This is a genomic window from Alteromonas sp. Cnat2-8 (genome assembly GCF_022348355.1).
Classification (GTDB): Bacteria; Pseudomonadota; Gammaproteobacteria; order Enterobacterales; family Alteromonadaceae; genus Alteromonas; species Alteromonas macleodii.
Genome location: NZ_JAKREX010000002.1, coordinates 409116 through 428369 on the forward strand (window position 1 = coordinate 409116; position 19254 = coordinate 428369).

Genomic DNA, 19254 nt, shown 5'->3' on the forward strand with positions numbered 1-19254 from the left:
CATGAGTAACGAAAATACGAATAACGAGACCGCAAACGAAACTGAGCCAATGTCAGGTGGTGAACAACAGTTCGTGTCCTTCATGGTCAACGAGGAGCGTTTCACTTTTCCTATGCTTGCGGTGGGCGAAATCATTCGCGTACCGACTATGGTGTCTGTCCCCCTTGGTCCCGCACAAATGATTGGCTTAGCAAACTTACGTGGGAACGTATTGCCCGTGTATGACTTAAGCACAATCTTACTTGGAGCGAAGTCACAAGAGAGTGACGTTACCCGCGTAGTTGTAGTGGAGTCTGAGCTCGGTAGCGTAGGATTTCTGGTAGACAGAGTACTGCGCGTCTACAGTGTTAGCAGCGATGCTGTTATCGATAAAACTTCAATGACGGATTCTATCGCCTACGACTATATGCAGGGCATCATTAAACAAAGCGACCAGCCTGTAGAGCAAATCCTTGATGTTTCTGCGCTTGCAAAAGCACAGGCAGTCATCAAGCAAGATGGCAATACTATGCAGCTATCGGGAATGCAGCATATTGATAACGATGCGCCTGAAGACTCTCAAGAGGACGAGAATTTACAGCAGTTAGTGTGCTTCTCACTAGAGGAACAAGAGTTCGCATTTCACCTTCAAGATGTAGAAGAAATTGTGCGTGTTCCCGCTGAGATATCGCAACTTCCGGATAGTGCACCTTCTGTTTTGGGGCTGGTCAATCTGCGCGGCCGCATCATTCCCATTGTCGACTTGTCGAACTCCATTGGCATGATGCGCACTGAAATTAACGAAGCATCGCGCATTGTAGTAACGCAAAACAGCGAGTTTGGTAGCGTTGGCTTTGTGGTAGCCAAAGTCAGTAATGTGGTGTCTATTTCTGAAGCTGAACTGGAATCTGTTCCTTCGGTATGTAATGACGGCGCGGAATCGGGGCTGCTTGAAGCGGTCTACCGCAGCGATGGCGGCAAACGTCTGGTGTCTATTATCAACCTTTCTAACATCTACAGCCGTGCGCTGATGAGCGCTTTAACCAGTCTTGATGCCGATATTCAGCAGGAGTCTCAAATGAATGATGGCAACGATTTAGCAATTGATGAAGATGACTGCGAGCAATACGTCATCTTTTGGATTAATGGGCAAGAATACGGTGTAAGCATTGACGATACGCAAGAGATTACGCGAGTACCTGAAAAGCTTGAAAGTGTGCCGAGTACGCCAGATTACCTGAAAGGCATTGTTAACCTTCGCGGTACGGTGTTGCCGGTTATCGATTTGCGCAGCCGCTTAGGTATGCCGTGCAGCGAAACGTCAGAACGTCAGCGCATCGTTGTTCTTACTAAAGATAAACAGCGTACTGGGTTCATCGTTGATGGTGTTGCCGAAGTGAAGACCGTCGTTAGACAGACTATTGAAGAAGCGCCTTCTCTTTCTGAGATGCAATCTGAGTTCTTAAACCGCCTGATTAAGCTGAATGATGAAAAACGCATTATTCAAATTATCGAGCCCAAAGTCTTGCTCGATGACAATGCGGTATCTAAAGCTCAAGAGCAATGCTAGCTAATATTCGAGGTTATTTATGACAGTAAAAGTACTTATCGTCGACGATTCCGCGTTAATGCGAAAGCTGTTCACGCAACTCTTCGAGAAAGAGGGCTTTATTGTTCAAGTAGCACGTAACGGCGAAGAAGCGCTAACTAAAGCTGTAGAGTTCGAGCCAGACTGTATAACACTGGACATTAATATGCCGGTAATGGATGGCATGACGTGTCTGGCGATGCTCAAGAAACTTTATCCTTGTCCTATTATCATGGTGTCTTCGCTCACGCAAAAGGGAGCCACCATTACCCTAGAGGCACTCGCGCTTGGCGCAAGTGACTTTGTGTTAAAAACAGGGGGCACTGTTTCGCGGGATATTTCAGATTTAGAGGCGCCTTTAATAAACAAAATTCACGCCCTAGCCAAAACTGGCAAACCACAGCGTCCTACAATTAAACCGCCCCCAGTCGTGACACAAAAAGTTGTTCGCCACAAAACGAGCGTACCCTTTGAAGTCGTGCTGGTAGGTGTTTCCACTGGTGGTCCCAAAAAGCTTGAACACCTGGTAGCTAACTTAAGCCCCGCATTTCCGGTTCCTATCGTTATTTCACAGCACATGCCAGCCTCTTTCACCAGTGCGCTGGCTAAGCGCTTGGACGGAATCAGTCCGCTCAACGTGGTTGAGGTGAATGCGAAGATGCCCATAAAGGCTGGCAATGTTTATCTTGCAAAAGGGGATGCTGATCTTGCCTTCTCAAAAGTCGGCGGTGAAGTCTCAGCGCGCCCTGTGCCATCAAGCCCAAGTTTTCTGTGGCATCCAAGTGTGGATCGTATGGTAGACAGCGCACTTAACTGCTACAAGCCACTTTCTATGCTGTGCGTACAGCTGACCGGAATGGGGTGTGATGGTGTTGCCGCTATGAGCAAAGCGTTTAAAGAAGGTGCGACAACGATCGCAGAGAGTGAGGCGACCTCAGTTGTCTTCGGTATGCCGAAAGAGCTTATTGAAGCGGGTTGCGCCAGCTTCGTACTAGATAGTCCCAAAGTCGCATCTAAATTGAATGCGCTTTGTCGTTAAGAGGAGAAGTAATTATGGGTCTCAAGAAGAAAGTAGAACCTATTGCCGATGTTTCCGATGACTTTGAGGAAAAGCGCGAACACCCTCGAACGAAAGAGCAACTCATTAGCGACCTAAACTCGAGCGACAGTGATGTGCGCCGGTGGGCAGTAAGAGATTTGAGTGGCCAAAAAGATGCGCACGACGCCTTTATATATCGATTGCCACAAGAAGATGACCCAACAGTGATCGAGGCCTTATTTAGCGCGCTCGAGCATGATATGACTCAAAGTCATGCCTCGCAGGTTATTACCATGCTTAAAAGCGAACACGTGCAATTGCGAAATGGGGCTATTGAGCTTATGCAGCAAAACCCTGATATTTTTGCTGCGAATGTCAATTTACTCATGCACGACGAGGATCCTGACACCCGTATTTTCTGCGTAGACATTATAGGTGCGGTTGCTCACATAGATGCAGTGAACTGGCTGCACCAATTCGCTCTAAATGACGACAATGAAAACGTTGTGGGTACTGCACTGGACAAACTGGCTGAAATTGCTGATGTGTCTACTTTGGATATTTTGCAAACTGTTGAAAGCCGATTTCCGAATCATAACTACATTCAGTTTGTTATTTCACTAATTCGTAATCAAGTGAGAAACGCCGATGAATAGTGTAGCACTAGACAAAATAGGTGCTGCCGATTTCGAACGGTTTCGCTCTATGTTTTACCGAAAAACCGGGATTCACTTCGAAGACTCGAAGCGCTATTTTGTAGACAAACGTCTCCATGAACGCATGAAGGCTACAGGTCATACGAGCTTTAAAGGTTACTTCACTTACATGCGATTCCAAGCGTCAGGTGAAGAATTTCAAAACCTCGTGAATTCAATGACTGTCAACGAAACGTATTTCTTTCGCGAAGAATATCAATTTGAAGCGATGACAAGAGAAATAATGGATGAGTTAGACGGTTATCGTCCTGCCGGAGAAGATTTACGCATTTGGTCAGTACCCTCGAGTACGGGCGAAGAGCCTTACTCAATAGCGATATATCTTATCGAGTATTGGAAAGGGTTGGCGCACAGAGATGTAGAGCTCATCTCTTCTGATATTGACAGCAACGTGCTGGCATCAGCAAAAAAAGGGCTTTATTCCAAGCGCTCTGTTCAGAACATTCCGCTCCCACTGGTGAAGAAATATTTCAAAGAAATCAATGGGCAATTCCAGCTTAGTGATGACATACGTGAGTCCGTATCCTTTACGCTCGCGAATATTTTATCCGCAAATAATATGAAGCAGTTTAGGCATTTTGACCTCATTTTTTGCCGAAACTTGCTCATTTATTTTGATGATGAATCGCGTAAGAAGGCGGCGCAGGTACTCTTTGATGCGATGAAACCAGGTGGATACATTTTTTTAGGGCACAGCGAATCTATGAGCCGTATTTCGTCTATGTTTAAAGTACGCAAATTCGGTGATGTGATTGCTTACCAGAAGCCACTTGCAGGAGGGGCATAACATGAAAACAGTAATGATTGTTGATGATGCCTCTACGGTAAGAATGTTCCACAAAATGCTGGTGACTTCGCCAGACAGAATTATCGAAGAGGCGGAGAATGGCGTAGAAGCGCTTGAGAAAGCTATAGGTACAAATGTGGACTTGTTCCTTGTTGATGTGAACATGCCAAAGATGGACGGTTATAGGCTATGTAAGGAAATACGGCTCAATGAGGCACTACGTGCGGTCCCCATTATCATGATAAGTACTGAGTCGGCTAATCAAGATGCTGAGCGAGCTTATCAATGTGGAGCAAACTATTACATGACGAAGCCTGTGGATGCAGACACGTTGAAGTCAGTAGTAAGTGCAGTGATTGGGGGGGAAGCCAATGAGTGAATTACTTGATGTGTTTATTGGCGAGTCCCGCGAGAATTTAGAGTCAGCGAGCCAAGAGCTTTTAGAAATTCAGTCGTCGGGCCCTGCTTCTGAGCGTGTGGACAAAATTTTTCGCGACCTGCACACCATTAAAGGTTCTTCTGATTTATTTGATATTAAACCTTTGACTCGCTTGGCTCACGCAGCAGAGGATTTGCTTGATAGTGTAAGGTCTAACGAGGTTACCTACAGCGATGATATAGGCGATTTGTTGCTTGAAGCCTTAGACCAAATTTCAATATGGTTCGACGAGCTCGAAGTAGGTTCTCAGAATGTAGAGCAATGGAAACCAATATCGACACAGCTTAGTGCTCAATTAAGACACTTTATCGACCCGACAGCATCGAGTGAAGTCGATGAAAGCAGCGCCACCGTTAACAACGAAAGCCCAATAGCCGACCCGCAAACGCTAAGCGAAGAGCACATAGCACTGATCGCCAATTTTGGTAGAAACGCCGACTTAGACCTACTTTGTAAAGCGACTGGCCCAGACTGCTATTTCATTCAGTACACGCCCGACGAAGGCTGCTTCTTTCGCGGAGAAGACCCAATAAATGTCACCGTAGCCTTACCTGGAATAAAGGCGTTTAATATTGAAATGCCCGAATTAGGCGAAGATGCAGATATCTATAACTGTTTCACTTCAATCAAAGCGCTTGGCGTTGCCGGCGAAGATGAAATTAAACAGCATATGGCGTATTACGAGGGGCAGTACTCTTGCGTTAGTTTTTCCACTCAAGCCTTAAAAGCTGCATGCACCGGTAAAATTCAAAAGTGCGTCGAGACTATCGACGACGAAACCTTAAACAGTGCCCTGAATAACACAGATATAGAGCAAGTGCATGCTAGCGCTGGACTACTGCTTGCCTCACTGAACTTTGACGACAGCGAAGATGATAGCGCTAATAGGGCTGTGCTGAGCCTGCTATCTTCAATCGACGATTTGAGTTTTCTTAATAACGAGATTCGAGAGGATGGATGCTCAGGTAAAGACACCAGTACGAATGCGTCTCCTGAAGTCAGTAATAGTTCGGCAAGCGAATCAGGCGACTCGAAGAGAGAAGCGCCTAAGCCAAAAAACTTAGCGTTGCATGAACGAGCAATGCTGACACAACAGCTCACGCTACTAAATTCGGATAACTATAAATCTGAGTTCATGTTTCCTTCTATCGCAGGGCTGGTGGGTAATATTCTGGGCGCTGAGTTTGAAAATGAGGACGCGCTGGCGGTTGCCATTAGTAACGCGTTAGATGAGGAAACAATTCAAGCGCAAGCAAATGACGAGCAAGCGCAACAAACGTCGAATAACGTGACAGCTGAGGCTACACAGCCAGCTAATACACAGTCAGCTAACGCACTAGAAACGACAGAAGACACAGCTGCTCCTGTAAAAGCTGAACGCCAAGCGGTGAAAATGCTCAAGGTCGACCAGTCAAAAATAGATTACTTAATGGACATTGTTGGCGAGCTAACCGTTGCCAAAAATTCTCTGCCTTATCTTGCAAAGCAGGCAGAAGAAGAGGGAGGCAGTAGAAAGCTCAGTAAGCAAATCAAAGCCCATTTTTCCATTGTTAACCGATTAACAGAATCGCTCCAAAGTGCAGTGCTTCAGATTCGTATGGTGCCTGTTTCCCACGTATTTCAACGCTACCCTCGCTTAGTGCGGGATTTAGCCAGAAAGCTCGATAAAAAAATCGAGTTGTGTATGCAGGGGGAAGATACCGAGTTTGACAAAAATTTAATTGAATCCTTATCTGAACCGCTTATTCACTTGCTAAGAAATAGCATAGATCACGGCATAGAGTCTCCTGCAGAGCGACTTGCAGCAGGAAAACCTGAAGTAGGTCGTATCGACCTAATCGCAACGCCGCTTGATGATAGCGTAATCATAGAGATTCGCGATGATGGTAAAGGCATTGACCCTCAAAAAATAAAGCTTTTGGCATTTCAAAAAGGGGTTATCAGCGAAACGCAGCTTGAAAACTTGGATGATAATGAAGCGCTACAGTTAATCTTTGCCGCTGGTTTTTCAACGTCTGAGCAAGTGTCAGATTTATCTGGGCGCGGCGTTGGAATGGATGCGGTAAAAACAATGGTTAGCCAGGCCGGCGGCACAATCGAAATGCAAAGCGAAGTGGGAGTAGGAAGTACTTTCAAACTATTGCTGCCCCAAACTATGTCAGTGAACCGAGTAATGATGTTCGAAGTGAATGATCAAATGTTTGGTGTTGGAATGGATGCCGTTGTTGAGACTGTCAAAGTGCCTACTGCCGATATCCAGCGTATTCGCAACGAACACGTACTGGTTATCCGCGAAAAGCTCATACCTCTTTGTGACTTGCGTGAAGCGTTAGGTTTCGAAGCAGCCGAAGAAAGGGAAGAGCATTCAATTCTTGTGGTATCAACGCCTCAGGGAGAGTTTGGATTAATCATTGATAAATTTCACGAAGGGATTGACGTTATTCAAAAACCCCTTGAAGGCGTGTTGGCCGGATACGCTCACTTCTCGGGAACGGCGCTGCTTGGCGACGGGCGTGTGTTATTGATTATCAACGTTCAAGAGGTATTAGCAAAATGCCTATAGCTTACAAAAAGAAAGTCGCGGTCATGACCGGGCACTGTGAAATAGAAGAAGCTGAAGCGCTCTTTGCTTGGTTGAATGAAGAGACTTCCCGACAAGTTAATTTAAAAGCCTTAGGCAGCGCACATACCGCTGTGTACCAGGTATTGCTAGCTAAGAAGCCAAAAGTGAGCGTGTGGCCTGAAGCTGATGCACTATATTGGCTGACTGAAATGATGCAAAACAAGCAGAGTAAAGTGTGGTTCGAATGAGAGTGATCACGGTAGCTAATCGCAAAGGCGGTACGGCGAAAACCACCACGGTGGTAAATCTCGCTTATGGCTTCGCACAAGCGAATAAACGGGTCATTGTGTTGGATCTTGATAATCAAGGTCATGTTATGCATGGCTTAAAAGCACTAGGGTGCGTACAACAAAGCGATATAACAGAACTGCCTCTCAACACCTTCTTTACCTCTATTGTGAAGTGCGCTGACAACATTTATGCCACCGATGTTGATACTTGTAATGCGAATACAAATGAAGAAATCACGCTAGATGTATTGCGTAACTGGTGCGACTCGGAAGCGGTAACAAAACATTTCGATATTGTTCTTATTGATACACCGCCAACATTGAGCCCGCAGCTTATGGCTGCGCTATCGGCAGCGACCGACATTATTATTCCAGCAACACCCCTTCCACTGGCAAGTGACGGTGTTCAGAAGCTGCTCAATGCCTGCAGAAATGCAATGGCAGAGCGAAAATTTAGAGCAACCAAACTCACTATTTTACCCGTCATGGTAGAACAAAATCTAAAGCTGCACAGACAGGAGTTAAGTAACTGGTACGGGCGCTATGGACGAAGCAAAGTGCTTAATCCCATTAGAAAGAGCATCAAACTCGCCGAGGCATTTGCAGAGAATAAGCCTGTATTTGCCTATGCTCCTAACAGTCGTGGCGCACATGACTATACTGAATTATGTAAACAATTAATTGGCTAACACGAGAGGTAATGCAATGAGCGCAATACACTTAGTAGATGACTCGGCCACCATGTTAATGAGCATGGAAATGTTATTAAAACGAGCGGGCTATACGGTCACAAAATCAGAGAGTGCGGAAGCGGCTATGACAGCCCTTGAATCAATCAATCCTAAACTAATTATCACAGACTTAAACATGCCTGGTATGAACGGCATAGAGCTTATTAAAACGTTGAAACAGCAGTCTAAGTTCAGGTTCACCCCTATGTTGATGTTAACCACTGAATCACAACAGAGTCGTCGCGAAGAAGCGAAAGCGGCGGGCGCGACAGGTTGGCTTGTTAAGCCTGTTGAGCCAGAGCAGTTATTAGGTGTAGTAAAGCAGTTGGTGCCAACTGCATAAGGTTAGATTATGAAAGTACTTGAAAAAACAAAGCAGTATTATGAGTTGGTACTCGCTGAGAAGTTTAAAGTGCTTAAGGATAAGACGAACAAAGTTCAGGACTCACTTTTACTTTGGAGCGGTTTGGTTGGTGTGTCTATATTGAGCATGGCAATTTCGTTGAATATATCGCCACAGCTATTAAATGGGCAAGCAGGTACCGTTGCCACAATACTGGGTTTCTTGAGTTTTATTACATGGTATTCGCATAGGCAAACAAGCGTATTCAAAGCCAGTCTTAATAAACAGGAGAGTTACTTACAAGAAACCTCTGATCAACTCAACGAAACACATGCTCAAGTCAGTGAATATGTAGCCATCCTCAAAGGCCAAATGGACGGCATAAGCGCCATCACAGAAGATGCATCGATGGAATTGATGAAGGCGCTGTACGAAATTGAAAGTAGCATTCAAGACAGTATAGATAACGTTGAGTTAGGGCAGAAGAACGCGCTTAGCTGCAAAGAAAAAAGCGCCGATGAGTTTGAGCTGGCTGCAAAGCGCTTATCGAGTATTAAAGCCATGATAAGCACCCAGCGGGAACAGCAAATTGCAGATACAGAAGCGATTCAAGGGGTAATGCGTGAAGTTGAGAACCTCAAAGAACTTACGGAACTGGTTAAGAATATTGCTTCACAAACCAACTTATTAGCGCTAAATGCGGCTATCGAGGCAGCTAGAGCTGGAGAATACGGAAGGGGATTTGCGGTAGTAGCAGAACAAGTACGTATATTGTCTTCCCAGTCTTCAGAAGCGGCTGAAAAAATAGAATCAGGTATAAAGTCCGCTCTTGATGCCGCGCATCATCAGGGAGAGAAAATGCTTAATTCAACGCGTGCTAACGACACGTGTGAACTATTAACGGGGTTTTCTGAATCGTTAGAAAACATTACGAGCCACTATCGGGTGTTAGAAGAACTTAATCCCAAAATGCTGGCATGTTTTTCACAAAGCGCGACGGAAGTGGCGTCTAAAGTGAGTGGTGCAATAGCCAAGATTCAATTCCAAGATATTATTCGCCAGCGCACCGAACACGTGAAGTTAGAGCAAGATGCCATTGTTAGCCTGTTCGGACAATTCTCGTCTTACATCAATAATCGCGAACATTTTGACGAGTCTTTTAATTTAAGCACGAAAGAAATGTTTGAAAAATACGTTATGGAAGATCAGCGTAAAATCCACTTTGACATCAATGAATCTTCACCAGAAGAGAAAAATGAGTTTGAAGAGGCGCGAGAGCCAAAAATAGAACTCTTTTAGCTAAGGGCCCATCAGGGCCCAATAGCCTTTCTGACTGTGCTTTTGTTATTCTCTTGCTGGTAAGTCAAATAACAAGATAACTTACGCTTAAAGCATTATTCGTTCAGCGGTGGCAAATGCCACATCCAGTTTGAAATAAGCGGCTTCATTAATAAAGTGCGGGTAGGTTTCAGTTTCGTTTTCCCACACGATATCTTTGCCGTCAAACGTCCGAAATACAGGTGCCCCAGGTATGAGAGGTTTGAAATCGTTATCTTGCAGTGAATGATGGATCATGGCGGTACGTTTTCCATTAGCATCTAACGGAAAAGACACATTATCGCCTAAACGAAAAGCTTCACAGGCAGGCAAAGCGTCAGTATTAATTTGCCCTTTATTATACGCGGCACAAAAATCCAATATTGCTTCAGCCATGGTTTGTGTTAGAAGGTAAACATCTTCTCTTAACACGCCCTGTGGCTGCCCACCCACTTCTATCATTACACCTTTCTTACCAGTGGTGCACAGGTAACCATGTTCAAGGTAGGGCTTTTCGTCTTCTACCAAAATGTTGGCTTCTGGCATTTGTTGCTTTACGTATCGCGCCAGCTGAATATGAAATTCATCCGCTTCCAAAATGATAAGCGTAGCACCCATTTCGCTGGTGGTGTTGTGAATATCAATCACAAAATCTGTGTTCGAATCACCCTTAGGCCCTAACTGTTGGTTAAGAGCCTTAGCAAGCTCAGCTTCTTTCGCAGAATTGTTATTCGATAAACGTTCAAAGGTAAACTGACGGTTTAAGTCTTCGTCTACGAAACGAACGTTTGCCGCAATGGCCGCTTCATTGGCGATGCTTAACGAAACATTTAGCTCATTAAATCGCGAAGGTAGCCCAAACTGTTGCCAGTTTCGAATAAGCTGTATACCACTGGTTTCATTTCCATGAGTACCACCAACAAGCGCGATAGAATTAAACATTCATGTTCCTTTTTGTATAGGTTGAGGATGAGGAAGGCTGCGCAGCGAGCTATTGATTAATATTGTGACGAATTAATACGTTCGATTGCTGAGCATCTACCTACGACTTGGAGACCAAGTAAACCGATACTACACCACTGCGCTTTGTACGAGAATACGTCTTAGTGGAATTTACCTAAATACTGATGTTTGCCAAATTGTGTGGGAATGACATCGCGTATTAGTGCTTAAAGAAGTCATCTGATTGCTGTGCTAGCATCGCCTCTATCTCTTCAACATCGATATGCTTGGGCGTTGCGTCTTCTGCAGGCTTGCCGGCTATTTTTCTGTCTTCAGCGGCCCATTCACCTAAATCGATAAGTTGGCATTTTTTACTGCAAAAAGGGCGATATTCGCTTGTTGGTGCCCAAACAACCTGCTTGGCACAAATAGGACATTTCACTTCCATTATTTACTCCAGTGAAATACGTCTAAACGGCGAAGTTTGCGATTTGCTATCACCACCGCAGACGGGAAATAATAAATTAAAGACTCGGGCCTGCTGATCTTTGCGGTACATCAAACATCAACAGGTCTTAAGTTTAACAGGCAGCTAAACGAAACTGAATACTGCTTTCCACTGCGCCAGATTGGCCCTCTTGAGGAGAAAATAGCATGAAGCGGAGTGCGTAACGGTATTTATTGCCGCTAAGCGTAGGGTAATACCCTTCATCAACGCTACATTTAACGCGAATTAGCTCGTTTTTATCTTCTGCAGCGCCTTGGTAAAAACCGTTGTCAGCAACCACGTTGACAAATTGACCTCGTTCGCGAATGAACGACAGGCTAACAGCAATAGCATCATCGAGTAAGGCTAACGTTTCAAGCCATTGCGCTATTTCAGCGAGGCGTTGTTCAAGGGGTTGTTGTAACCAAAAATGAAGATTGGGCAAATCGAAGCTGCACGCGCCACCTGGAATGGCAAAGCGCTGCCTGATTGCGCTTAGCAGTTTATCTTCTTTCAAAGCACTACCAAAACGGCGGTCTGTTTTTAGCTTTTGTTTTAGGGTAAGCACGGTTTTTAGTGCTTGCTCTAAGGCGGTGCTGTCAATTTTCGGGTGCTTAGACCAATACACCAAGTTCTTTTCATGGGCTTCGAGGTCTTTGGTAAGATCGGAGCGAAGATCAAGTCTTTCAATGAGATCAAGTAATTCGAAAAGCTGTTCAAAGAACACCAGCTGCAGATGAGTATGTTCTGATTTAGCCGTAATTTTAAGTTGTCCAAGCAGCTGCTCAACACGTAAATAGTTACGTACTTTTTCCTTTAGTGGAAATTCGAAAACAGCGTGACCCATGGAACCCCTTAAAACACATAGACTTAGAGAAATGTCGCTAAAAATTTAGCTGAACAATGAAAGGCAACAAGCCTAAAGCATCAAAGCGTTTAAGCCAAGTATACTTGTTCGCCAAATCTTTACTTTGACGTTAATTGGTCAAAAAAGTTTCAAAAAAATCAATCCGTAAGGCTGCAACGCCCTGCTTTTAGATGGTGAATTTAGTTATTAGGGATGTGTTTTTGCGTTAACTCCGTCTATCAACTTCACGCTTTAGATAGCAAAAGTAAGTGTTCATGCAAGGCCGAAACTTGCGAAGAGAGGGCGTTTAGGCTGGTGCTATTGTCTAGTACATGGTCTGCAGCGCTCAGCCGTTCTTTACGGCTAGCTTGTGACGCCATAATACTTTTTATCGTTGCTTCAGAGCTACCATCTCGCTTTAAGGCGCGTTCAAGCTGAAGCGCTTCAGGACAGTCAACCACTACTACGTGGTTACACATTTCAGTAAGCTTGTTTTCAACCAATAGTGGAACAGACAAGATGCAATAGGGGGAAGTCGATTCCATGATTAGCTGTTGCATGCGAGAACGAATAAGCGGGTGGAGAAGGCTGTTCAGCCAGGTTTTTTCATCTGGGTTAGCAAAAACCTTCTCTCGAAGTGTGGCGCGATCAAGGCTACCGTCTTCAAGCAAAATATGCTCGCCAAAATGCTCAGCTATTTGAAGTAACCCTTGTGAGCCCACGGCAACCACATCCCTTGCGACCTCATCGGCATCCACGATGTCTATGCCTAACGACGCAAAAATATCAGTGGCAGCAGATTTACCGCTACCTATCCCGCCAGTAAGGCCTACTACAAAGGGAGTCTGCTTATTCATAATGCCGGCACCTTCTAACTAAAGTACGTAATCAAGATAGGTGGTAATAATGGCATCTTTAAAAAGCAGTGTCAGCCAACCCGCCACTGCGAGATAGGGACCAAAAGGAATTGCCAGCGACTTACCTTTGTTTTGAATCACCATTATGAGTATGCCTGCAATTGCACCAACAAACGAAGAGAGCAAAATAATAATGGGCAAACCTTGCCAGCCCGTATAAGCGCCAAGTGCGGCGAGCAGCTTGAAATCGCCATAGCCCATACCTTCTTTGCCAGTGGCAAGTTTAAATAGCCAATAAACAGACCATAAACTTAAATAACCCGCCGCTGCGCCAATAATAGCGTCGGTGGTGCCTACAAAAATGTGTTGCGTGCTCAACAATAACCCTAACCACAGTAGAGGCAGTGTCAACTGGTCAGGTAATAGCATCTTATCTAAGTCAATAAACAGCAGAGCAACGAGTATGTAAGTAAACAATACGGCCCATAGTGCTTGCGATGTGACACCAAATTGATAGGCCGCAAACGTACAGGCTAAAGCAGTAAACAATTCAACCAGCGGGTATCGAACTGATATTCCAACTTTGCACTTAGCGCATTTACCATTAAGGAACAGGTAGCTAATAACAGGAACATTTTCCCATGCGCGAATTTTGTGGCCGCAGCTAGGGCATGTGCTGTCTGGTTTTACAAGGTTAAATACTTCTTCTTTCGCTGATGAGTTTTTATCATTAGGTGTCGGCTCACCCTCGCTAAAATAGCTTTGGTACTCTTGCTGCCAGCTGCGTTCCATCATAATAGGCAAGCGGTAAATCACCACATTCAAGAAACTGCCAACCATTAAACTTACAAAAAAGACTAGGGAATAGAATACAGCAGGGTAAAGCTGACTAAGCGTAATTATCGCGTCCATGGTATGTGGTTCTTATAATTGTTGATTTTCGTTCTTTTGGTGCTGAGCCACGTTATACCACGTTACCCATCTGGAATATAGGGAGGTACATAGCCACAATCAAGCCGCCGATTACCACGCCAAGTACGGCCATGATCATAGGTTCAAGTAGGCTAGTTAAACCGTCTACCATATCATCGACTTCAGCTTCATATATGGTGGCAATTTTGCTGAGCATTTCATCAACCGCGCCCGACTCCTCACCAATGGCAATCATCTGCGTCACCATGTCAGGGAATACTTGTGTAGCGCGCATTGCAACGTGCATAGGCATACCGCCTGCCACTTCTTTACGCATGTACAAAATGGCATCGCGGTATACTGCGTTGCCCGAAGCTCCGGCAGCGGATTCTAGTGCGCCAATAAGCGGCACACCTGCTGCGAAGGTCGTGGCTAGGGTTCGGGTAAAGCGCGCAATGCTGGCTTTTTTTAATATTTCGCCAATGACGGGAATTTTTAAAATGTTGCGGTCCACCGCGTCACGTAGCTTCTGGCTTCGCTTATAGGTGCGCATAAACATAAACCCAGCACCGCCAATACCTATGGCGATAAAAATACCGTAGTCTTGGACGAACCGTGAAATAGCCAATACGAACTGGGTGAAGGCAGGGAGTTCTGCGCCAAAGCTGCTGAAAATCTCTTCAAACTGCGGCACAACAAATATAAGAAGGATGGTCGTAACAATAAAAGCAACAACCAAAACTGCGATAGGGTAAAACATCGCTTTTTTGATTTTTGATTTTAGTGCTTCGGCCTTTTCTTTGTAGGTCGCAATGCGGTCATAAATGGTTTCAAGTGCACCCGACTGCTCACCGGTGTAAACCAAATCGCAATATAAATCGTCAAAATAAAGGGGGTGCTTTCTAAGCGCTGATGAAAGTGGATTACCCGCTTTTACCTCATCGGTTATTTCGCCAAGAAGTTTGCGCATTGAAGAATTGGCGTGACCTTGGGAAATCATTTCTAACGATTGAATAAGGGTAACACCGGCGGCGAGCATGGTGGCGATTTGACGAGAAATGACAGAGATGTCTGCAGCAGTAATTTTCTGGCTTCCGCCAAAAAGAGGCTTAGATAGCTTTTTAACTTTGTTTGCTGAGATTCCTTGGCGTCGAAGTAGGTTTTTTGCTTCTGATAAAGAGGCTGCGGATATTTCACCTTTCCTTGACTGACCTCGGCGGTCTTTCCCTTGCCACACAAAAGTTATAAGTGCTTTTGCCAAAATAAGTCCTCTATCGTTTTTATAACAAAAAAGGCCCGTTCACTGGACCTTTTTTGTAACAACATGGTTTATTAACATAGTGTTGCAGGAGTACATACAGTATTCCAAGTAACACGACGAGTCGCCACGTCTACTGTTGGAGTCATTACATAAGTTCCGGCACCAGTAATAGATGAGTCAGTAGGCTTTGTTGCAGTGATCACACCGTCAGCAACAGCTAAACCGACCACACCATCTGCTGCGGTTACTACTGCAGCTATGCCCTTCGCGTTGCTGTCACAAGCGTCTAGTATAGCAGCCGCATCAGCGCCTGACTCAGTTTGCGCACAAACTTCAACTGCAGATTTAGCTGCCGCTGTAGCGTTTACAACCTCTGTAAAGCGAGCTTTCTCTGTGTAGTTTTGGTAAGCAGGAAGTGCGATTGCTGCAAGGATACCGATGATTGCAACAACAATCATTAGTTCGATTAGGGTGAAACCTTTTTGGTTTTTAGTATTCATGTTCATCATGGTTTTTCTCCGGGACGTGTATAACACGTAAAGTTTAAATCTAATTCAAATTGACGTTTATACCCGAGTCGTCCATTTAACGCCCCTGGTACTTGATACTCAGTATAGAATTTTATTTGTTACTGACAAGTATAGGCAAATATACCTATGTCTAGCTTTTTCAGTATGACACGGTTCGCCGCGCCTTGGCAGGCTTTATCACTTGAACTTTCGTATAAAAGTTAATGACTTAAGTGCGTATGCCTATCTATACACAAAAAGCATTATCGAGAAATGACTGAACAGAATGACGAGTAATCGTATTGTAAATTATACATCTACTCGGTGATTTAAAATCACTGTGCAACCTCAATCATTAAGGTCTCAGTAATTAAAGCCACAGTATAGGGAAGTGATAATTGCGATAACGTAAATTTCACTGAAACACTGTAGCTTTATAATAAAACACGTGCAACAAAGAAGCCGCGTTATAAAGGTGGAAGTACAAGGGGATAAGCAACACATTCGCTTACCTAATGTTAAATCCACCTTTACAGCTTTTAATTTGGCTCTTTATCTTTCTTGCTCTGCTATGACAAATTAATGCGCAGCGACAAATCAATGGCCTGAACGTGTTTGGTTAAAGCTCCAGATGAAATGTAATCTACGCCTAGCTTAGCGAGAGAAGCCAGTCGTTCATCAGTAATGTTTCCTGATACTTCCAGTTTACATTGACCTTTGTTGAGTGCTACTGCCTGTTGGATCTGTTCGTTAGAAAAATTATCCAGCATGACAATGTCGGCACCTGCACCAAGGGCTTGTTCAAGCTCGGCTAAATTCTCTACCTCTACTTCAACGGGCTTGCCCGGCATCATTGTTTTCGCTCGGCTTACGGCTTTTTCGATGTTTCCGCAAGAAAATATGTGGTTTTCCTTAATTAAGAATGCATCGAACAAACCCACACGATGGTTTTGACCACCACCACAACGCACCGCGTATTTCTGCGCGTGCCGCAAACCTGGCAACGTTTTGCGGGTATCGAGAATTTTGGTGTTGGAGCCATCTAAATACTTAGCGTAAAAGGCAGTAACAGTGGCGGTTGCCGACAGGGTTTGTAGGAAGTTAAGCGCCGTACGTTCTGCCGTCAATATCGCGCGAGCAGAGCCTTCCAAACTAACCAGTACGGTGTTGGCATCAACCTTGTCACCATCTTTTACATGCCACGTTAGCGATACCGACTCGTCGATTAGTGCAAATGCTTGGTTTGCCCATGCGATTCCACAAACCACGCAAGGCTCTCGCGTAATAATAGTGGCTTTTGCATTAACGCTTTCATCTATCAGATTCGCCGTAATGTCGTTTGCAGCATTTAATTCGCCGCCAAGATCTTCAATAAGCGCGTTCGATACTTGCTCTCGAATCGCTTGCATGTCTGGTGATGTCATCTTCATCGCTATGATCTATGCTATCTGTGTATTTAAAGGGTACGCAATATTAACCATTCTCCGCGCTGAGTAAACTCTAATTGGCGAAGAACACTCATTCCCAGCAATATATGGTCATCTTGCATACCGGGGTTTAAGTTTGCTTTTACATCGCGCACCACAATTTCACCAATGCGCAAAGTTTCAATGGTCGATTCGGCGACTCTTACAACGCCGTTAGCTGTGCTGGCTAACCCTTCTCGACCAGCTTTGAGTTGAAGCTTATTAGCCAAATGAGCGGGAACGGCTACGTCAGTTGCACCCGTATCAACAAGAAATACGACTTCCTCACCATTAATATAACCTGTTGTCACATAGTGACCTTGGCGATTTTGCTTAAGTCGGACTTCGGTCTGTGAACCAATACGCTCTGATGTTGGTTCGCTATTTGGGTTAATTTGTTTTTCTAGAAGATCTGAGAAAATAAAAACCAGTAGACCAAAACCGCAAATCCAAGCAAGCGCAACCATCCATTTACCCGTTGACGCTGTCGGGTCTTGTTGTTCATTCATGCTTCTACCTTTCTTATAATAGTGGTGCACCGCTTTTCGTATCGCTAAATACTCGGCGTGATCTCTTAAGCAAAGGACTAACGTGCTGATTAGCTTGCTAGAATGCAATGTATAGCCCTATACACTTATATCCATATACAATGTAGGCTATTACCCAGAAAATCAATTATCGAAGCAAATACTATGGTGCTTTACAACGAAGCAAAGTACACAGAAAGTCCGCATTATGATGCTCGTCCTGACAGCACAGACGTTAGCCTGTTAGTGATTCACAATATTTCACTACCTCCTTCACAGTTTGGTACGCCGGGCATTCGCCAATTGTTTACCGGCACCCTCAATCCTGATGAACATCCTTTCTATAGAGAAATTGCTGGGTTACGGGTCTCTGCTCATTGTGTAATTTATCGAACGGGTGAAATAGAGCAATTTGTGCCCTTTGAACAGCGGGCATGGCACGCGGGCCTGTCTTCATTTCAAGGCCGCAGCCGCTGTAACGACTATGCTATAGGCATTGAACTTGAAGGTACTGATACGTTGCCTTACACCGATGCACAGTACCAATCCCTTGGCGAACTCACTGATTTTATTACGAGATACTATCCTCGGATCACTTTAGGGCGTATCGTAGGCCATAATGATATAGCACCAGGGCGAAAAACTGACCCTGGTGCAGCTTTCGATTGGGCAAGATATAGAATGCGCGTTGCTGGGTTTAAATAATTTAACTAATCCGCACTGCAGAAAAAAGGAAACTCAATACCTATGATGTTAATGAGCTTGCTATTAGTTCTCAGCCTCGAGCGGTTGATAACAAAAACACCTAATTGGCATATTGAACAGTATGCCGCTCAATATCGTGCTTTTCTTCAAGATAAAGGGTTGATTAAGTTTCAAGAAGGAAATGAAGGTGAGGAGGGGAGTAAAAAGGTCTCATCCACAGCACTTTATTTCTATCTTTTACTTCCCGCAGTAGTGCTGGGAGCAATTGAATACTGGGTACTCGACGCATTTCTTACGTTTATAGAGCAAAGCATAATTTTGTTCATCTGTATTGGCTGCCCCGCATTGCGAGCCGTCTACAAGAGTTTTTTGAATGCTGCAGACCGAGGTGACCTTCAGGCGTGCAGTATGTACACCGACCAATTAGGGCATTGTGCAAGTCAAACAGACAGTGACGGAAGTGCAGGTACAGAAGGCAAAACTTTTGGCCAACACCTTACCTGGCTTAACTATCAACACTATGCCGCTGTGATGCTGTGGTTTATTGCTTTTGGTGCACCCGGCGCGCTGTTTTATAGCTTGAGTCGAAGCACAACCGAGGCATTGTGTGATGCAAATCACCCTTTAAAAGCCGCAGCGGGAAGATTGATGTTTGCGCTTGATTATATCCCTGTTCGCGTTACCGCTTTTGGCATGCTGATGATGGGACATTTCTCACGAGCGTTGCCTGAGTGGATTAAGTATGCACTTCAGTTCGATGTACCTGCATACGATGTGCTTACACAAATTTCTTCGAAAGCTGAGATTCTAACGCCTGATGAACAGCAGTTGCAGGCTGAAAATGCAGCAATAGAACCGAAGGTGCTTGTAAAGTTAGCAAAACGTAATGTTATTTTTCTTCTTGTAATAACATCAGCGCTCACGCTTGTAGGCAGTCTTGCATAGTCAT

General features: G+C 44.7%; 21 protein-coding genes. 12 read left to right on the plus strand and 9 right to left on the minus strand.

The features are described 5' to 3' along the window. Nucleotide 1: 1 nt before the first annotated feature. The 10 genes from MHN00_RS05985 to MHN00_RS06030 are packed head-to-tail and all read left to right on the plus strand — an operon-like array spanning nucleotide 2 to nucleotide 9774. On the plus strand, nucleotides 2–1549 hold the full coding sequence (locus MHN00_RS05985) for a chemotaxis protein CheW (RefSeq protein ID WP_039227966.1): 1548 nt from the start codon (nucleotides 2–4) through the stop codon (nucleotides 1547–1549). A gap of 19 nt (nucleotides 1550–1568) precedes the next feature. Beyond that, the gene (locus MHN00_RS05990) at nucleotides 1569–2606 is read left to right on the plus strand and encodes a chemotaxis protein CheB (RefSeq protein WP_156086805.1); all 1038 of its coding nucleotides are present in this window, start codon (nucleotides 1569–1571) and stop codon (nucleotides 2604–2606) included. Nucleotides 2607–2620: 14 nt separating this feature from the next. Continuing rightward, on the plus strand, nucleotides 2621–3262 hold the full coding sequence (locus tag MHN00_RS05995; RefSeq protein ID WP_014950416.1) for a HEAT repeat domain-containing protein: 642 nt from the start codon (nucleotides 2621–2623) through the stop codon (nucleotides 3260–3262). Beyond that, nucleotides 3255–4109 carry a protein-glutamate O-methyltransferase CheR gene (locus MHN00_RS06000; RefSeq protein WP_014980034.1) on the plus strand — a complete coding sequence of 285 codons (855 nt, stop codon included), beginning with the start codon at nucleotides 3255–3257 and terminating at the stop codon, nucleotides 4107–4109. Before MHN00_RS05995 ends, MHN00_RS06000 begins: the two co-directional genes overlap by 8 nt. 1 nt (nucleotide 4110) lies before the next feature. Next, nucleotides 4111–4488, plus strand: coding sequence for a response regulator (locus tag MHN00_RS06005; RefSeq protein WP_014950414.1), 378 nt, complete (start codon nucleotides 4111–4113; stop codon nucleotides 4486–4488). After that, complete coding sequence (locus MHN00_RS06010; protein ID WP_239300623.1) at nucleotides 4481–7111, plus strand: chemotaxis protein CheA; 2631 nt, start codon at nucleotides 4481–4483, stop codon at nucleotides 7109–7111. Before MHN00_RS06005 ends, MHN00_RS06010 begins: the two co-directional genes overlap by 8 nt. Beyond that, nucleotides 7102–7359, plus strand: a complete 258-nt coding sequence (locus MHN00_RS06015; RefSeq protein WP_014980031.1) for a hypothetical protein — start codon at nucleotides 7102–7104, stop codon at nucleotides 7357–7359. Before MHN00_RS06010 ends, MHN00_RS06015 begins: the two co-directional genes overlap by 10 nt. Then, nucleotides 7356–8090 carry a ParA family protein gene (locus tag MHN00_RS06020; protein WP_101565582.1) on the plus strand — a complete coding sequence of 245 codons (735 nt, stop codon included), beginning with the start codon at nucleotides 7356–7358 and terminating at the stop codon, nucleotides 8088–8090. Before MHN00_RS06015 ends, MHN00_RS06020 begins: the two co-directional genes overlap by 4 nt. A gap of 16 nt (nucleotides 8091–8106) precedes the next feature. Continuing rightward, a complete protein-coding gene (locus MHN00_RS06025; protein ID WP_239300625.1) occupies nucleotides 8107–8475 on the plus strand; it encodes a response regulator in 369 nt (122 codons plus the stop codon). A 9-nt stretch (nucleotides 8476–8484) separates the two neighbouring features. Next, nucleotides 8485–9774 (plus strand): methyl-accepting chemotaxis protein, encoded by a 1290-nt coding sequence (locus MHN00_RS06030; protein WP_239300627.1) that lies wholly within the window; start codon nucleotides 8485–8487, stop codon nucleotides 9772–9774. 87 nt (nucleotides 9775–9861) lie between these two features. Here MHN00_RS06030 and MHN00_RS06035 read toward each other — a convergent pair whose 3' ends face one another. The 9 genes from MHN00_RS06035 to MHN00_RS06075 form a co-directional block, all read right to left on the minus strand. Beyond that, on the minus strand, nucleotides 9862–10734 hold the full coding sequence (locus tag MHN00_RS06035; RefSeq protein ID WP_239300629.1) for an aspartoacylase: 873 nt from the start codon (nucleotides 10732–10734) through the stop codon (nucleotides 9862–9864). A gap of 220 nt (nucleotides 10735–10954) precedes the next feature. Beyond that, on the minus strand, nucleotides 10955–11182 hold the full coding sequence (yacG, locus tag MHN00_RS06040; protein WP_014950407.1) for a DNA gyrase inhibitor YacG: 228 nt from the start codon (nucleotides 11180–11182) through the stop codon (nucleotides 10955–10957). A 133-nt stretch (nucleotides 11183–11315) separates the two neighbouring features. Beyond that, complete coding sequence (gene zapD / locus MHN00_RS06045; RefSeq protein ID WP_039227984.1) at nucleotides 11316–12068, minus strand: cell division protein ZapD; 753 nt, start codon at nucleotides 12066–12068, stop codon at nucleotides 11316–11318. A 245-nt stretch (nucleotides 12069–12313) separates the two neighbouring features. Next, on the minus strand, nucleotides 12314–12925 hold the full coding sequence (gene coaE / locus MHN00_RS06050; protein WP_239300630.1) for a dephospho-CoA kinase: 612 nt from the start codon (nucleotides 12923–12925) through the stop codon (nucleotides 12314–12316). 18 nt (nucleotides 12926–12943) lie between these two features. Then, nucleotides 12944–13837: an A24 family peptidase gene (locus MHN00_RS06055; RefSeq protein ID WP_239300631.1), complete on the minus strand. Its 894-nt coding sequence runs from the start codon at nucleotides 13835–13837 to the stop codon at nucleotides 12944–12946. Between the two features lie 52 nt (nucleotides 13838–13889). Continuing rightward, a complete protein-coding gene (locus tag MHN00_RS06060) occupies nucleotides 13890–15098 on the minus strand; it encodes a type II secretion system F family protein (protein ID WP_275444190.1) in 1209 nt (402 codons plus the stop codon). Between the two features lie 71 nt (nucleotides 15099–15169). Further along, on the minus strand, nucleotides 15170–15607 hold the full coding sequence (locus tag MHN00_RS06065; protein ID WP_039227996.1) for a prepilin-type N-terminal cleavage/methylation domain-containing protein: 438 nt from the start codon (nucleotides 15605–15607) through the stop codon (nucleotides 15170–15172). Between the two features lie 569 nt (nucleotides 15608–16176). Further along, nucleotides 16177–17031 (minus strand): carboxylating nicotinate-nucleotide diphosphorylase, encoded by an 855-nt coding sequence (nadC, locus tag MHN00_RS06070; protein ID WP_239300849.1) that lies wholly within the window; start codon nucleotides 17029–17031, stop codon nucleotides 16177–16179. Nucleotides 17032–17063: 32 nt separating this feature from the next. Next, the gene (locus MHN00_RS06075) at nucleotides 17064–17582 is read right to left on the minus strand and encodes a TIGR02281 family clan AA aspartic protease (RefSeq protein WP_014977216.1); all 519 of its coding nucleotides are present in this window, start codon (nucleotides 17580–17582) and stop codon (nucleotides 17064–17066) included. A 183-nt stretch (nucleotides 17583–17765) separates the two neighbouring features. On the opposite strand from MHN00_RS06075, the gene ampD reads away from it, so the two are divergent. Beyond that, nucleotides 17766–18305, plus strand: a complete 540-nt coding sequence (ampD, locus tag MHN00_RS06080; RefSeq protein ID WP_239300632.1) for a 1,6-anhydro-N-acetylmuramyl-L-alanine amidase AmpD — start codon at nucleotides 17766–17768, stop codon at nucleotides 18303–18305. A gap of 42 nt (nucleotides 18306–18347) precedes the next feature. Beyond that, nucleotides 18348–19250: a beta-lactamase regulator AmpE gene (ampE, locus tag MHN00_RS06085; RefSeq protein WP_239300633.1), complete on the plus strand. Its 903-nt coding sequence runs from the start codon at nucleotides 18348–18350 to the stop codon at nucleotides 19248–19250. The last annotated feature ends 4 nt before the right edge of the window (nucleotides 19251–19254 follow it).

Coding starts and splice junctions, on each gene's coding strand:
- MHN00_RS06015 (WP_014980031.1), top strand. CDS start 7,102: ATGCCTATAGCTTACAAAAAGAAAGTCGCGGTCATGACCGGGCACTGT.
- MHN00_RS05995 (WP_014950416.1), top strand. CDS start 2,621: ATGGGTCTCAAGAAGAAAGTAGAACCTATTGCCGATGTTTCCGATGAC.
- yacG (WP_014950407.1), bottom strand. CDS start 11,182: ATGGAAGTGAAATGTCCTATTTGTGCCAAGCAGGTTGTTTGGGCACCA.
- nadC (WP_239300849.1), bottom strand. CDS start 17,031: ATGACATCACCAGACATGCAAGCGATTCGAGAGCAAGTATCGAACGCG.
- MHN00_RS06005 (WP_014950414.1), top strand. CDS start 4,111: ATGAAAACAGTAATGATTGTTGATGATGCCTCTACGGTAAGAATGTTC.
- ampD (WP_239300632.1), top strand. CDS start 17,766: ATGGTGCTTTACAACGAAGCAAAGTACACAGAAAGTCCGCATTATGAT.
- coaE (WP_239300630.1), bottom strand. CDS start 12,925: ATGAATAAGCAGACTCCCTTTGTAGTAGGCCTTACTGGCGGGATAGGT.
- MHN00_RS06065 (WP_039227996.1), bottom strand. CDS start 15,607: ATGATGAACATGAATACTAAAAACCAAAAAGGTTTCACCCTAATCGAA.
- MHN00_RS06035 (WP_239300629.1), bottom strand. CDS start 10,734: ATGTTTAATTCTATCGCGCTTGTTGGTGGTACTCATGGAAATGAAACC.
- MHN00_RS06010 (WP_239300623.1), top strand. CDS start 4,481: ATGAGTGAATTACTTGATGTGTTTATTGGCGAGTCCCGCGAGAATTTA.
- MHN00_RS05990 (WP_156086805.1), top strand. CDS start 1,569: ATGACAGTAAAAGTACTTATCGTCGACGATTCCGCGTTAATGCGAAAG.
- ampE (WP_239300633.1), top strand. CDS start 18,348: ATGATGTTAATGAGCTTGCTATTAGTTCTCAGCCTCGAGCGGTTGATA.
- MHN00_RS06030 (WP_239300627.1), top strand. CDS start 8,485: ATGAAAGTACTTGAAAAAACAAAGCAGTATTATGAGTTGGTACTCGCT.
- MHN00_RS06075 (WP_014977216.1), bottom strand. CDS start 17,582: ATGAATGAACAACAAGACCCGACAGCGTCAACGGGTAAATGGATGGTT.
- MHN00_RS05985 (WP_039227966.1), top strand. CDS start 2: ATGAGTAACGAAAATACGAATAACGAGACCGCAAACGAAACTGAGCCA.
- zapD (WP_039227984.1), bottom strand. CDS start 12,068: ATGGGTCACGCTGTTTTCGAATTTCCACTAAAGGAAAAAGTACGTAAC.
- MHN00_RS06055 (WP_239300631.1), bottom strand. CDS start 13,837: ATGGACGCGATAATTACGCTTAGTCAGCTTTACCCTGCTGTATTCTAT.
- MHN00_RS06000 (WP_014980034.1), top strand. CDS start 3,255: ATGAATAGTGTAGCACTAGACAAAATAGGTGCTGCCGATTTCGAACGG.
- MHN00_RS06020 (WP_101565582.1), top strand. CDS start 7,356: ATGAGAGTGATCACGGTAGCTAATCGCAAAGGCGGTACGGCGAAAACC.
- MHN00_RS06025 (WP_239300625.1), top strand. CDS start 8,107: ATGAGCGCAATACACTTAGTAGATGACTCGGCCACCATGTTAATGAGC.